The organism is Rhizobium sp. P43 (assembly GCF_056730705.1).
The window spans coordinates 3,499,410-3,512,392 of record NZ_CM161539.1 but is presented as its reverse complement, the minus strand read 5'-3'; the positions used below and the strand labels follow the sequence as shown (position 1 = coordinate 3,512,392).

Genomic DNA, 12,983 nt, shown 5'->3' with positions numbered 1-12,983 from the left:
TATGTGCTGCTGTCGAAGTCGAAAGTCACTGCCAGGCGGGTGTCGAAATCCCGCTGGGCTTTCGCCAAATGTCAGATGGCGAGGGGAATCGCACTCGGCTCGGCGATCTGCGGCGAGGCCAGCAAGGTGAGCTCGTCGCGGTGGCGCATCATCGCCTTGAGCAGTGCATGGTCGCGGGAAAGGGCAGCCTGGCGGGTCGGTGATGCGGGGAAATGCGCCATGGCAAACCGCATCTGCGCCCCGGCTTCCCCTGTCGTTGAGAAGGCGCCAGCGGCGACGGCCGCATGCAGCGCGCAGCCGAGCAGCACGGCATCGCATTCCGCCGGCACGAAGACATCGCAGCCCGTGGCATCGGCATATAGCTGAGCGAGCAGCGGATGGTCCGCGAGCCCGCCGGCCAGCAACAGCTGCCTCGGCGCTCCGGCGCGTCGCGGCTGATGGTCGAGGATATGGCGGATGCTGCAGGCAAGCGCCACGCAGCTGCGCCAATAAAGCCTGTGCAACGAGCGCTCGCTCCGGTCGAGATCCACACCGGCAAGGATGCCCGTCAAAAAGGGATCAGACACCGGCGACCGGGTCCCGTGCAGATCGGGCAGCACACTGATCGGAAGCCCGAAATCCGGGCCTTCGGTGGCCAGATGCTCGGCGATCGCATCGAGGATTGCGCGGTGGCGGGCTTTTGTCGGTATGCCGCCTGACGGATGCAGGGAGACGATATGGTCGAGGAAGGCGCCGGATGCAGATTGACCCGCTTCGGTCAGCCATAGGTCCGCAATAGCCGCATCGCGGAACCCGCCCCAGCATCCGGTCCCGGAGACAGGCTCTCGCGAAAGCCGGACGATACAGCTCGAGGTTCCCGCAATCAGCACGGCTTCCGAAGACAACGGCACGTCGGGACGCACACCTGCTGCAAACAGGCCGACGGTCCCTGCATAGGCATCGATCAATCCAGGCGCCACGAGGCAGTCCTTGTCGAGGCCCAGTTCACGGGCGCTGACTTCCGAAAGCCTGCCGATCGGCCGGCCCGGCGGCTCCGATTGCAGTGGGAGACCCGCCCGCTCCATCAGATCGCCGAGACCGATCTTCTTCAGATAGTCGGTCGGAGGTGTGCCAGGCGCTTCGGGCGAATAACCCCATTTCGAGGCAAGCGCCGAATGGCTACGCTTTGCTGATCCCGTCGCGCGCCATGTCAGGTAGTCACAGAGGTCGAAGATCTGTCCGCATGCGGCCCAGAGTTCGGGTCGGTGGGTCTTCAGCCAGAGCAGTTTGGGGATCTGCATCTCGACTGAGAGCCGTCCACCGAAGCGCTCCAGCAGCGGATCGGCGACCGCATTGCAGACGTCGGTCTCGGCAAGCGCCCGATGATCCATCCAGAGGATCGTATCGAGCCCGGGTGCTTGCGTCTCTGAAACGGAGAGCGGTTTTCCATCTCGATCGCGGACGACCAGCGAGCATGTTGCGTCGAAGCCGATTGCCAGAACGCTCGCCGCGCCGATGCCGCTTTCGGCAATCGCAGCCTTGACGGCTTCACAGACCGCCGACCAGATCTCTTCGCTGTCCTGTTCCATGTGTTTGGGCAGGGAGTGGTGAACGCTGATCGGGACGACGCATCGCGCCAGTTGCCGGCCGCTGAGGTCAAACACCCCCGCCCGCGCACTGCCCGTGCCGACATCCACGGCCAAGAGGTGTTCACGCATCAGTCAGATCTTCCGGTCTCCTCACTCCGAGGACAAAGTGGAGGAGTTTCTCCATGGCGTCAAACTGTCCGTCCGGATGAAGTTGGCCAAGGGAAGTCTCGTAGCTGGCATGCTGCGTATGCGACCCACCGGTGAAGGCAAGAACCCGCATGCCCGCCGCCTGGGCGGCACGGATCCCGGCGGGACTGTCTTCGATGACGAGGCATTGCGATGGCTGATATCCCATCTGCCGCGCGGCATGCAGAAACAGATCCGGGGCCGGCTTGCCGTTTTCCACCATTGTGGCGCTGAAGATATGTGGTGTCAGCCGTGCAAGGAGGCCCGTCACCGAAAGCGACAGCTCGATCCGCTCCCGCTGGCTCGATGACGCCACGCAACAGTGAACCCCTGCGGCCTTCAGGCCATCGATAACACCAGCGACGCCGGACACGGATTTGAGTTCGCCTCTGAAGCGCGCGTAGAGCACTTCGCGCATGTCGGCGAGAAAGGGCGGATCGATCTCGACGCCGAATTCTAAGCGCACGACCTTCGCCAGAGATCCGAGGCTTCGTCCCAGAAAGCGCTCCGCTGCCTCGTTCGTCGAAAGCAGGATCCCCTTCTTCGCCAGCGCCTCGACCAGAACCTCCAGCGCAATCCCCTCGCTGTCGACGAGAACCCCGTCACAGTCGAAGATCACAAGGTGGATCGGCTGCGGGTCCATGATCACTCAGCTGGCAAGGGTTCCATCGATGTAACGCTGGAGCGTAGCGGCGGCGCCGTGGCTCCGCAAGCTGCCGATCGCCTCACCGAATCGCTTCTGGAAACGGGGATCGGTGCCCACCGAGCCGAAGATATCGGTGATCCCGATGAAAGCCTGGGGATCGCTGCGGGAGGCGAGCGCTGCGGCATGCAGCCGTTCGGCACTTGGGTCGTTGAAGGCAATCGCCTTGCCGCTGTCGCTCTCCCCCTCGAAATAACGGCACCACAGGGCCGAGACCAGTGCCAGGCCCTGAACTTCGAGCCCCTTGGCCAGCCGGTCGGCTGTCGAGGGCAAAATGAATTTCGGCTGTCGGTTCGATCCGTCCTGGGCCAAGCGCGGAATGGTGTCGCCGATCTTCGGGTTTGAGAAGCGCGTCTCGATCAGGGAGAAATAGTCCTGAAGACTGGTGTTCGGGACAGGCGGCACGACAGGAATGATCTCGTCGTTTTCCAGCTTTGCGAGGAACCCACGGATCAAAGGGTTCTCCATCGATTCATGCACGAAATGGATGTCCATCAACGCCGCCGGATAGGCGATCGCCGCATGGCCGCCATTCAGGATCCGGAGCTTCATCAGTTCGTAAGGGGCGACATCGGGAACGAAGGTAACCCCGACATCCTCGAGCGGCGGCCGGCCGAGCGGGAACTTGTCTTCCAACACCCACTGCTTGAAGCCTTCGCAGAACACCGGCCAGCCGTCTTCGATGCCGTAAGCGTCGCGGGTGATGGCGATCTCCCGCTGCCCGGTCGCTGGCGTGATCCGGTCCACCATCGAATTCGGGAAGGCGACATTATGGTGGATCCAGTCGGCGATTTCAGGATCGGACAGTCGCGCAAGCCCGCAGACGGTCGCTTCGGTGACCTCGCCATTGCAGGGGATATTGTCGCAGCACATCACGGTAAAGGCCGGAATCCCGGCTGCTTTGCGTGCCTTCAGGCCGGCAATGATCAGACCGAAGACGGTCTTCGGCTGCTCCGGGTTCTTGGCATCGGCAACGATCGCCGGGTGATTGGGATCGAACCGACCGGTGGCCGGATCGATGAAATAGCCGCCCTCCGTAATCGTCAACGACACGATGCGGATCTCCGGCGAAGCCAGCGTCGCGATGATCCGGTCGAAGTCGGGTGCCGTGATCACGTCGAGCATCGGCCCGGTGATCGTCGCAGCCGAGCGGTCGATATCCTGCTCGACCACGGTCGTCAGGAAATCCTGCGCCTTCAGCGTGTCACGCATCCGCTGGTCGGACGGCATCACGCCGGCACCGATAATGCCCCAGTCGAGGTCGCGCCCCCGGTTGAACAACTCGTGCAGATAGATCGCCATATGGGCGCGATGAAAATTGCCGACACCGAAATGCAGGATTCCGGGACGGATCTCATCGCGGCGATAGGCGGGCAGGGAAGCCCGGTCACCGATGTCATCAAGAGTTGCAAGCGAGAGTTTGGTCGTCATGGGTGCATTCCTTGGCTTGGGGCTCGGGGAGCCGTCAGCTCATCCAGTTTCCGCCGTCGACATTGTAGGTCTGGGCAACGATGTAGTCGGCCTCCGCCGAGGCGAGAAAAACCGCCATGCCCGTGAGATCCTCCGCCCGGCCCATGCGGCCGAAGGGCACGGCCTTGCCGACGAGCCTCTTCTTTTCCCCCAGCGGCCGGTTTTCATACTTGGCGAACAGCGCATCGACCTCGTCCCACATCTCGCTGCCGACCACGCCGGGCGCGATCCCGTTGACGTTGATGCCGTGTTTGATGAGATCAAGACCTGCCGATTGGGTCAGCGAGATCACCGCTGCCTTTGAAGCACAGTAGACGCCGACGAGAGCCTCGCCGCGCCGTCCGGCCTGGCTCGCCATGTTGATGATCTTGCCGCCGCGCCCCTGGGCGATCATCTGCCGCGCCACGGCCTGCAGGGTAAAGAGCGTGCCGCCGACATTGATATCGAAGATGCGCTGGTAGCTCTTGCGGGTGATCTCGACGATGGGTGCCAGATCGAAGATCGCGGCATTGTTCACGAGGATGTCGATGCCGCCGGCGCGCGCCACGCAGGCTGCAATGGCCTCGTCGATCGACGCCTGACTGGAGACATCAATCCGCACCGGATAGGCAGCCGGACCGATTTCAGCTGCCGTCGCCGAGGCCCGCTCGAAATCGATATCGGCGATCGCCACAGCAGCGACACCCTCGCGCACATAGGCCTCGGCAAAGGCGCGACCAATGCCGCGGGCCGAGCCTGTAATGACAGCTGTTTTTCCACTCAGTCTGCCGGTCATAATGCCAGTCCCTTATCGTTGAATTTGTGCAGGCGGGTAAGATCCGGCGTGACAAAGACGGTATCGCCGTGACGGACGGGGAACTCCCCGCCGGTCCGCGTGGTGATCGTGCCGACCCCCTCGACCTGGACATGCAGGAAGGTGTCGGAGCCGAGATGCTCGGCAACCGTGACCAGGCCGCGCCACATGCCCTCGGTGGTCGACAGCGTCACATGCTCCGGCCGGATGCCGATCGTATGGGCGCCATGTGCCGAAGCCGCCTGGCCGGAAATCTGGTTCATCTTCGGCGAGCCAATGAAGCCGGCGACGAAGAGATTGGCCGGGCTGCGATAGAGGTCGAGCGGCGAGCCGACCTGCTCGATGCGTCCCTTGTTGAGGACGACGATCTTGTCGGCCATGGTCATGGCTTCCACCTGGTCATGGGTGACGTAGACGGAGGTCGCCTTGAGCTTCTGGTGCAGTTCGGTGATTTCGAGCCGCATGGCGACACGCAGGGCGGCGTCGAGGTTGGAGAGCGGTTCGTCGAAAAGGAAGCAGCGCGGATTGCGCACGATGGCACGGCCGATCGCGACGCGCTGGCGCTGGCCGCCCGAGAGCTGGCCCGGACGACGCTCCAGATAGTCGGTGAGGTTCAGGATGCGGGCTGCCTCCTCGACCTTGCGGCTGATCTCAGTCGGATCGACCTTCGCCATTTTCAGCGGAAAGCCGATGTTCGAGCGCACGCTCATGTGTGGGTATAGCGCATACGACTGGAAGACCATGGCAAGACCGCGCTGGGCGGGTGGCGTCTGCGTCTGGTTTTTGCCGTCGATCAGGATCCGCCCGCCTGTCGCGTCTTCCAGACCTGCGATCAGACGCAGAAGGGTGGACTTGCCGCAGCCCGAGGGGCCGACGAAGACGACGAACTCGCCGTCGTTGATCTCAAGGTCGATCCCCGGGATGACCGCATGCTCGCCGAAGGACTTGGAGAGCTGTTCGAGTTTGATGCTGCCCATGATCGGGTATCCTTACTTGACGGCGCCGAAGGTGAGGCCGCGTACGAGTTGTTTCTGGCTAAACCAGCCCAGGATGACGATCGGCGCGATCGCCATCGTTGAGGCCGCCGACAGCTTCGCCCAGAACAGGCCTTGCGGACTGGAGAAGGAGGCGATGAAGGCGGTGAGCGGCGCCGCATTGGTGGTGGTCAGCCGGATCGTCCAGAAGGCCTCGTTCCAGGCGAGAATGATGTTGAGGAGTAGCGTCGAGGCGATGCCCGGCAGTGCCATCGGCGTCAGCACATAGACGATCTCGTTGAACAGCGAGGCACCGTCCATTCGCGCGGCTTCCAGGATCTCGCCCGGGATCTCGCGGAAATAGGTGTAGAGCATCCACACGACGATCGGCAGATTGATCAGCGTCAGCATCACCGTGAGCCCGATGCGGGTGTCGAGCAGGCCGAAATCACGAAACAGCAGATAGATCGGCACAAGCACGGCAACGGCAGGCATCATCTTGGTCGACAGCATCCACATCAGGATGTCCTTGGTCCGCCGGGTCGGCGAAAACGCCATGGCCCAGGCGGCCGGGATGCCGACGATCAGCGCCAGGATGGTCGAGCCCACGGACAGGATAACCGAGTTCATGAAGGGCTTGATGTAGTCGCGCTGTGTCTGCACCGTCACGTAGTTCTCGAGCGTGAAGGTGGGGATCATGTCGAAGCCCTGGATCGCTTCCGTTTCCGTCTTCACGCTGGTGATCAGCGTGTAGAGGATAGGGAAGAAGATCACGAAGGCGATGCTCCAGGCGAGGACCGTGAAGAGGATCTTGCGGCGGGGGCTTGTGGCACGGGCCATGGCGGGTCTCCTTACCGGTCCAGGTTCTTGCCGACGGCGCGCATCAGGAAGATGGCGACGAGATTGGCAAGCACGACAGCGATGATGCCACCCGCAGAGGCTCCGCCGACGTCGTAGCCGAGCAATGCCGTGCGGTAGATGAGGAAGGCGAGGTTGGTCGAGGCATAGCCCGGACCGCCATTGGTCGTGACCAGGATCTCTGCATAGACGCCGAGCAGGAAGATCGTCTGGATCAGGATGACCACGGTGATCGCGCGGGCGAGATGCGGCAGCGTCAGATAGATGAATTTGTCGATGAAGCGTGCACCATCCATCTCGGCCGCCTCCTGCTGCTCGCCATCGAGCGACTGCAGGGCGGTCAGGAGAATGAGCGTCGCAAAGGGCAGCCACTGCCAGGCGACGATGATGATGATCGAGAGCAGCGGATATTGCGCGAACCAGTCCACCGGCTGGAAGCCGAGCGCGCGGTTGATGTCCGCCAGCACGCCGTAGCCCGGATGCATGATCATGTTCTTCCAGATCAGCGCGGCGACCGGTGGCATGACGAAGAAGGGCGAAATCACCAGAATGCGCACGATCCCCTGGCCGAACATCGGCTGGTCAAGCAGCAGGGCCAGAAGGATGCCGCCGACGATGGTGATGAACAGCACGCCGCCAACGATCAGCAGCGTGTTCCAGACCGACTGGAAGAAGGCCGGATCCGTGTAGAAATAGCGGTAGTTGAACAACCCACCGAAGCTGACATTGGCCGGATTGAGCAGATTGTAGTTCTGGAAGGAGAACCACAAGGTCATCGCCAGCGGCACGATCATCCAGATCAGCAGGAGACCGACGGACGGCGCCATCATCAGACGGGCCAGGGTGCGTGTGTTTTGAGTAGCCATGATAAAGCTCGCCCTGATGGCCCCAAGCGGACAAGGTCCGGGACCCGTTGGAGGCAAAGTGACAACGACCGGCATTGGCCGCAAGCGGTCGAGGTCTCTCCTGCCCGGATCGCAATCCGGGCAGGCAGGTTTGGGAGGTGGATTATTTGATGTAGCCGGCGCGGGTCATTTCGCGCTCGGTCAGGCTCTGTGCCTGGGCCAGCGCATCATCGACCGACATTTGGCCTGCAAGCGCTGCCGAGAAGAGCTGACCGACGGAGGTGCCGAGGCTCTGGAACTCGGGGATCGCCACGAACTGCACGCCGACATAGGGCACCGGCTTGACGGTCGGGTTCTTCGGGTCAGCCGCGTTGATCGAGTCCAGCGTCATCTTCGCGAAAGGCGCCGCCGTCTGGTATTCCGGGTTCTCGTAGAGAGAGGTCCGCGTACCCGGAGGAACGTTGGCCCAGCCTTCCTTTGAAGCGACGAGTTCGAGATATGCCTTGCTGGTTGCCCAGGAGATGAACTTCTCGGCAGCTTCCGCCTTCTGCGAGCCTGCCGGAATGGCGAGGTTCCAGGCCCAGAGCCAGTTGCCGCGCTTGCCGAGACCGGTGTCGGGGGCGAGCGCGAAGCCCACCTTGTCGGCAACGGTCGAATCCTTCGGGTTGGTCACGAAGGAAGCGGCGACGGTGGCGTCGATCCACATGCCGCACTTGCCCTGCTGGAAGAGCGCAAGGTTCTCGTTGAAGCCGTTCGACGAGGCGCCCTGCGGGCCGGCGTCGTTCATCAGCTTGACGTAGAAGTCGAGCGTGTTCTTCCATTCCGGCTGATCGAACTGCGGCTTCCAGTTCTCGTCGAACCAGCGGGCGCCAAAGGCATTCGATGTGGCCGTCAGGAAGGCCATGTTCTCGCCCCAGCCGGCCTTGCCGCGCAGGCAGATGCCGTTGATGTCGTTGGCGCGGTCCGTCATCTTGCGGGCAGCATCGGCGACAAATTCCCAGGTCGGCGCGTCAGGCATGGTGAGCCCGGCCTTCTCCATCAGGTCCTTGCGGTACATGATGAACGAGGATTCGCCGTAGAACGGAGCAGCATAGAGCTTGCCGTCATCGCCGGTCAGGCCCGAGCGGATCGCCGGCAAAAGGTCATCGACATCGTAGTCGGCACCGAGGTTTTCGAGCGGCAGCAGCCAGCCCTGCTTGGACCAGATCGGAACTTCATAGGTGCCGATCGTCATGATGTCGTACTGGCCGCCCTTTGTCGCGATGTCGGTCGTGACGCGCTCGCGCAACACGTTCTCTTCGAGCGTGACCCACTCGACCTGGATGTCGGGGTTCTTGGCGGTGAATTCCGAGGTCAGACCCTGCATCCGGATCATGTCGCCATTGTTGACGGTTGCGATCGTCAGGGTTTCGGCCGAGGCCATGCCGGCAAGCGCCAGCGCTGAGCAGGCGCCCAGCAAAATCGTCTTCAAGTTCATGTCTTCCTCCCAGAAGAGTAATGAGCATTCGCTTTGCTCATGGGCAATTACTCACTTCAAGGGCGAAAAATGTCAATCCAGATTCCTTGCTGCGGTGCCGCAAGGATGACCTAAATCCATGAAATCCAATTGAAAAATTTAGTCTATCTCAGCTGGAGAGGAGATAGCGTGCCGCCTCTTCATCGGTAATCAGGCTGTTGATATGCCCGCCGCGCACCGCCGCGAGAATCGCCGGATGCTTGCGTCGACCCCGTGCCAGACCGACAACGGTCGAGGTTTCCCGCGAGGGGATTTCCAGGCTGGCAACCCGCTCATTGACAGGATGCTTGAGCAGTGTGCCGTCTTCTCCGAAAATCCAGCCACAGATTTCGCCGACGGCCCCGGCGCCCAGAAGATCCTGCATCTCGTCGGGTTTCAGAAAGCCGTCGACCAGAAGCGGCGCCTTCATGTTCATTTCGCCGACGCCGACGAAGGTGACGTCCGATTGCCGGCCGAGCGCAATGGTGGGCGCCACGAGCGGTTGCTTGTGCAGAAGCTGTTTTTCATCGGCTGAGGACACGATAACCGGGAGCGGCATCGGGAAATGGGGTGCCTTGATCGCATCGGCCATCGAGAAGATGACGTTGAAATAGGCGGCCGATCCATCTGGACTGATGTTCCCGGTCAAAGAGACAATCTTGTGCTGCGGACATTCCATGGGCGAGAGCTGATCGATCATCGCGCGCAGCGTGCGGCCAGTGCCCATCGCGATGACGAGCGGATCGGTCTGTTTCAGCCAGCGCTCAAGCTGCGCTGCGCCGGCTTCCGCAACGCCCACGGTTGCGGATTCAGACCCGGGATCGGTGGGAACTATCTCCACCTCCTTCAGTCCGAACTTGCGTTTGAGGGCGTCGGCAAGTTCAAGGCAGGCTGCGATCGGATGATCGAGCCGCACCTTGATGAGCTTTTCCGCGACAGAGAGCGAAACCAGGCGCTGCGCGCTCTGGCGCGATATCCCCATGGCGGCGGCGATCTCGTCCTGCGTCCGGCCGGCGACATAATAGAGCCATCCGGCCCGAGCCGCATCATCCAGTCTTGTGTGACCCTCACCACGTCGTGCCATGCAGTCTCCTCCCAGTCCAAGACACTGCTGCCAATTTTGCCGATCCGTGTCAAATCCGGCCTCTGCTTCCAAAGGTCCGCGGGAACGTCCGGACGGGTGACCGGTTGAGCCTTTGAGGCACTTCAACCTCAGGGTCATGATGATGATACGCCGGATCTCAATGGTCGCTGTGGAGAGGGAAACGCTTGGCTCAGTAGATGTCGCCAGGCTAGCCGCAGCCGAGATCCATGGGCGAAGGATTTCGCCCGATCCCTGGACGTAGACCATGGACGAGTACAACAAGCGCTGATCGAGCCCGCGAGGTCTGACACATTGCCATTGTCATGGTGTCGAAGTGAAACCGTGACGGTACTCTCCCCAAGGACGGGACAAAATCACACTAGACAAATGTAACGATATTACATAACAAAACGACAAGACTTGACTGACGGGGCTCGCTGGCCTTAATCAAACAGATGACGGTTCCCCAGCGGATGACTCCGAGGGGATTAATAGGGAACACGGTGCGGACGACCCAACAGGGACCAAGACCGTGGCTGCCCCCGCAACTGTAGGCGGATTGCTGTCATCCTTTCGGCGCGTCAGCGCCGGGCCACTGCGCTTTGTCGTGGGAAGGTGGATGCAGCAGATATCCGTAAGCCAGGAGACCTGCCGTCAAGTGGGAAAAAACGTAGCGGACGGGGTGTGCCGATGGATACGAACTGGCTTTGCGGCCGCGCGTCTTTGCGCGTGCAACATATTGTCATTTTGCCTCCGGAGATCTCCTGCGGAGGGCTTGGGTGGCAGAATCAAAACGACATCATGTAACGGTATGCACCGACTGCCGGCGGCGTGGCGAAACATGCCGGCCAGGCCTTGATCTGCTGCATCGTCTGACGGACAGCCTTCACCGGCTCGGAGCCGATACCGGCTCCGATTTCATGGTCGCGGGAACCGTCTGCATGGCCGGCTGCGATCGCCCGTGCACGATTGCCTTTCAGGCGTCTGGCAAGGTCACCTATCTCTTTGGCGATGTTCAGCCCGACACCGACCTTGAGGCCCTGGTCGATTTCGCGGACCTCTATCTGCGTATGCCGGATGGCATGACGCGTGAGGCCGAGCGACCTGCAGGCCTGCGTGGCAAGACCCTTGCCCGCATCCCGGCTGCGATCCTTGTGTCGGAAATGAGCCCGGAGGCCGTCCAATGAGTTGCGATACGCTCGGCTGCTCCGTTACCGTATCCGGTCTCGCCTGGGGACCGAAGCTCGGCCACTATCTCGTTCGCGATGTAAGCTTCAGCATCGCCGCCGGCGACCGGCTCGCGATTGTCGGACCAAACGGTGCGGGCAAAACCTCTCTGCTTCGCTGCCTCTATCGCGGCGTGACACCCCTTCAGGGAAAAGTGGAAATCGACGGGGCGGATCTTCGCGGCCTCTCGCCCCGCCAGCTCGCCCGCAAGATTGGCGTTGTCCTGCAGGAAATGCCCGCTGATTTCCCGTTCACCGCCCGAGACGTCGTGATGATGGGGCGGGTGCCGTGGCGCCAGGGTCTGACCGGCTGGGCGGAACGGGATCATGAGGCCGTCATCCATGCGCTCGAACATCTCGATGTCGTGGGGCTTGCCCATCGCCAGTTCTCCACCCTGTCGGGCGGGGAAAAGCAGCGAGTGCTCGTCGCCAGAGCCCTGGCACAGGACCCGCAGATCATCATCCTCGATGAGCCGACGAACCATCTCGATATTCGCCACCAGCTGGAGATCCTCGATCTCTTGGCGGGGCTCCAGCTGACCATCATCACCACGCTGCACGATATCAATCTTGCCGCCTCTTTCGCCTCGCATGTCGCCATCATGCATCACGGCCGGATGACGGCATTCGGCAGTCCGGAGGCAATCCTAACCGAGGATGCCGTATCGCAGACCTTCGGCGTCAGTGCCCGCATGTATTCGGTCTCGAGCTCATCCAGTCATGCCGGCCATTTCACCTTTTCCAGAACGCTCAGCTAAAACTGAAAGGCATAAACCGTGTTCAAGATTTCTCTCGTCGCTTCCTCCGTCACTTTGCTGGCAGGACTGGTTGCTGCAACGTCCGCAGCCGCTTTCCCCGTCACCGTGAAAAGCTGCAACCGCGATGTCACCTTTGACGCCGCACCGGCGCGTGCAATTTCTAACGACGTCAATCTGACCGAGATGATGCTGGCGCTGAAGCTTCAGGACCGAATGGTTGGCTATACCGGTGTTTCCGGCTGGAAGACCCTGGACGAGAGCTTGCGGGAAGGTGTTCGGGAACTGCCGGAGCTTTCGCCCAAATATCCGAGTAAGGAAGTCCTGCTGAACGCCGACGCCGATTTCTTCTTCGCCGGCTGGAACTACGGCATGAAGGTCGGCGGCGAGGTGACGCCCGAGACGCTCGCCCCCTTCGGCATCAAGGTCTATGAGCTGACCGAATCCTGCATCCACATCATGGCCAAGAACAAGCCGACGATGGACGACATGTTTGTCGATCTCCTGAATCTCGGCAAGATCTTCGGCGTCGAGGATCGTGCCGAGGCGCTGGTGGCTGGCTACCGCAAGCAGCTCGCCGACATCACCACACGGATCGGCGCCGTCGAAAAGCCTGTGCGCGTTTTCGTCTATGATTCTGGTACCGAAAAACCCTTCACCTCGGGCCGCTTTGGCATCCCGACGGCGATGATCGAGGCCGCTGGCGGCGTCAACATCATGGAAGACGTGGAAAAGAGCTGGACCGAAGTCTCCTGGGAGCCGGTCATCGAGCGCAATCCGGAAGTCGTCGTGATCGTCAACTACGGTGAAGTGACCGCGGAGCAGAAGATCGCCTTCATGAAAGAAAACCCGGCCTTCAAGAACCTCGACGCAGTCAAGCAGGATCGCTTCGTGGTCCTGGAATATGTCGAGGCCACGCCCGGTCCGCGCAATGTCCAGGCCATCGATCGCCTCGCGAAGGCCTTCCATCCTCGCAATATGTGACACTTCTGGCGGGGCCGTGGACGCGGCCCCGCCCGGCAAGGA

Annotated in this window: 12 protein-coding genes and 1 riboswitch; of the genes, 3 read left to right on the top strand and 9 right to left on the bottom strand. The window is 61.6% G+C overall.

Annotated features, from left to right (window positions below; genetic code table 11):
• Positions 1-71 precede the first annotated feature (71 nt).
• From AC1PUL_RS17600 to AC1PUL_RS17560, 9 genes are all read right to left on the bottom strand, one after another.
• Positions 72-1,697 carry an FGGY family pentulose kinase gene (locus AC1PUL_RS17600; protein ID WP_480465379.1) on the bottom strand — a complete coding sequence of 542 codons (1,626 nt, stop codon included), beginning with the start codon at positions 1,695-1,697 and terminating at the stop codon, positions 72-74.
• Complete coding sequence (locus AC1PUL_RS17595; RefSeq protein WP_480465378.1) at positions 1,690-2,397, bottom strand: HAD family hydrolase; 708 nt, start codon at positions 2,395-2,397, stop codon at positions 1,690-1,692. The genes AC1PUL_RS17600 and AC1PUL_RS17595 overlap by 8 nt, the downstream gene beginning before the upstream one ends.
• 6 nt (positions 2,398-2,403) lie before the next feature.
• Positions 2,404-3,888, bottom strand: a complete 1,485-nt coding sequence (locus tag AC1PUL_RS17590) for a mannitol dehydrogenase family protein (protein WP_480465377.1) — start codon at positions 3,886-3,888, stop codon at positions 2,404-2,406.
• A 34-nt stretch (positions 3,889-3,922) separates the two neighbouring features.
• Positions 3,923-4,702: an L-iditol 2-dehydrogenase gene (locus AC1PUL_RS17585; protein WP_480465376.1), complete on the bottom strand. Its 780-nt coding sequence runs from the start codon at positions 4,700-4,702 to the stop codon at positions 3,923-3,925.
• Complete coding sequence (locus AC1PUL_RS17580; RefSeq protein ID WP_480465375.1) at positions 4,699-5,697, bottom strand: ABC transporter ATP-binding protein; 999 nt, start codon at positions 5,695-5,697, stop codon at positions 4,699-4,701. Before AC1PUL_RS17580 ends, AC1PUL_RS17585 begins: the two co-directional genes overlap by 4 nt.
• 12 nt (positions 5,698-5,709) lie before the next feature.
• Positions 5,710-6,534: a carbohydrate ABC transporter permease gene (locus tag AC1PUL_RS17575; RefSeq protein ID WP_166600198.1), complete on the bottom strand. Its 825-nt coding sequence runs from the start codon at positions 6,532-6,534 to the stop codon at positions 5,710-5,712.
• 11 nt (positions 6,535-6,545) lie between these two features.
• Positions 6,546-7,418, bottom strand: a complete 873-nt coding sequence (locus AC1PUL_RS17570; protein WP_166600197.1) for a carbohydrate ABC transporter permease — start codon at positions 7,416-7,418, stop codon at positions 6,546-6,548.
• 142 nt (positions 7,419-7,560) lie between these two features.
• A complete protein-coding gene (locus tag AC1PUL_RS17565; protein WP_480465374.1) occupies positions 7,561-8,874 on the bottom strand; it encodes an ABC transporter substrate-binding protein in 1,314 nt (437 codons plus the stop codon).
• Positions 8,875-9,022: 148 nt separating this feature from the next.
• Positions 9,023-9,976, bottom strand: a complete 954-nt coding sequence (locus AC1PUL_RS17560) for a sugar-binding transcriptional regulator (RefSeq protein WP_480465373.1) — start codon at positions 9,974-9,976, stop codon at positions 9,023-9,025.
• Between the two features lie 442 nt (positions 9,977-10,418).
• A riboswitch (cobalamin riboswitch) is annotated at positions 10,419-10,646 on the top strand.
• A 109-nt stretch (positions 10,647-10,755) separates the two neighbouring features.
• Here AC1PUL_RS17560 and AC1PUL_RS17555 point away from each other — a divergent pair.
• The 3 genes from AC1PUL_RS17555 to AC1PUL_RS17545 are packed head-to-tail and all read left to right on the top strand — an operon-like array spanning position 10,756 to position 12,941.
• Positions 10,756-11,163 carry a DUF1636 domain-containing protein gene (locus AC1PUL_RS17555; protein ID WP_298465992.1) on the top strand — a complete coding sequence of 136 codons (408 nt, stop codon included), beginning with the start codon at positions 10,756-10,758 and terminating at the stop codon, positions 11,161-11,163.
• Positions 11,160-11,960 (top strand): ABC transporter ATP-binding protein, encoded by an 801-nt coding sequence (locus AC1PUL_RS17550; RefSeq protein ID WP_480465372.1) that lies wholly within the window; start codon positions 11,160-11,162, stop codon positions 11,958-11,960. The genes AC1PUL_RS17555 and AC1PUL_RS17550 overlap by 4 nt, the downstream gene beginning before the upstream one ends.
• A gap of 27 nt (positions 11,961-11,987) precedes the next feature.
• Positions 11,988-12,941, top strand: a complete 954-nt coding sequence (locus AC1PUL_RS17545; protein ID WP_480468620.1) for an ABC transporter substrate-binding protein — start codon at positions 11,988-11,990, stop codon at positions 12,939-12,941.
• Positions 12,942-12,983: the final 42 nt, after the last annotated feature.

Excerpts from the sequence above, each read along its gene's own strand:
- AC1PUL_RS17600 (WP_480465379.1), bottom strand. The coding sequence starts at position 1,697 with ATGCGTGAACACCTCTTGGCCGTGGATGTCGGCACGGGCAGTGCGCGG.
- AC1PUL_RS17595 (WP_480465378.1), bottom strand. The coding sequence starts at position 2,397 with ATGGACCCGCAGCCGATCCACCTTGTGATCTTCGACTGTGACGGGGTT.
- AC1PUL_RS17590 (WP_480465377.1), bottom strand. The coding sequence starts at position 3,888 with ATGACGACCAAACTCTCGCTTGCAACTCTTGATGACATCGGTGACCGG.
- AC1PUL_RS17585 (WP_480465376.1), bottom strand. The coding sequence starts at position 4,702 with ATGACCGGCAGACTGAGTGGAAAAACAGCTGTCATTACAGGCTCGGCC.
- AC1PUL_RS17580 (WP_480465375.1), bottom strand. The coding sequence starts at position 5,697 with ATGGGCAGCATCAAACTCGAACAGCTCTCCAAGTCCTTCGGCGAGCAT.
- AC1PUL_RS17575 (WP_166600198.1), bottom strand. The coding sequence starts at position 6,534 with ATGGCCCGTGCCACAAGCCCCCGCCGCAAGATCCTCTTCACGGTCCTC.
- AC1PUL_RS17570 (WP_166600197.1), bottom strand. The coding sequence starts at position 7,418 with ATGGCTACTCAAAACACACGCACCCTGGCCCGTCTGATGATGGCGCCG.
- AC1PUL_RS17565 (WP_480465374.1), bottom strand. The coding sequence starts at position 8,874 with ATGAACTTGAAGACGATTTTGCTGGGCGCCTGCTCAGCGCTGGCGCTT.
- AC1PUL_RS17560 (WP_480465373.1), bottom strand. The coding sequence starts at position 9,976 with ATGGCACGACGTGGTGAGGGTCACACAAGACTGGATGATGCGGCTCGG.
- AC1PUL_RS17550 (WP_480465372.1), top strand. The coding sequence starts at position 11,160 with ATGAGTTGCGATACGCTCGGCTGCTCCGTTACCGTATCCGGTCTCGCC.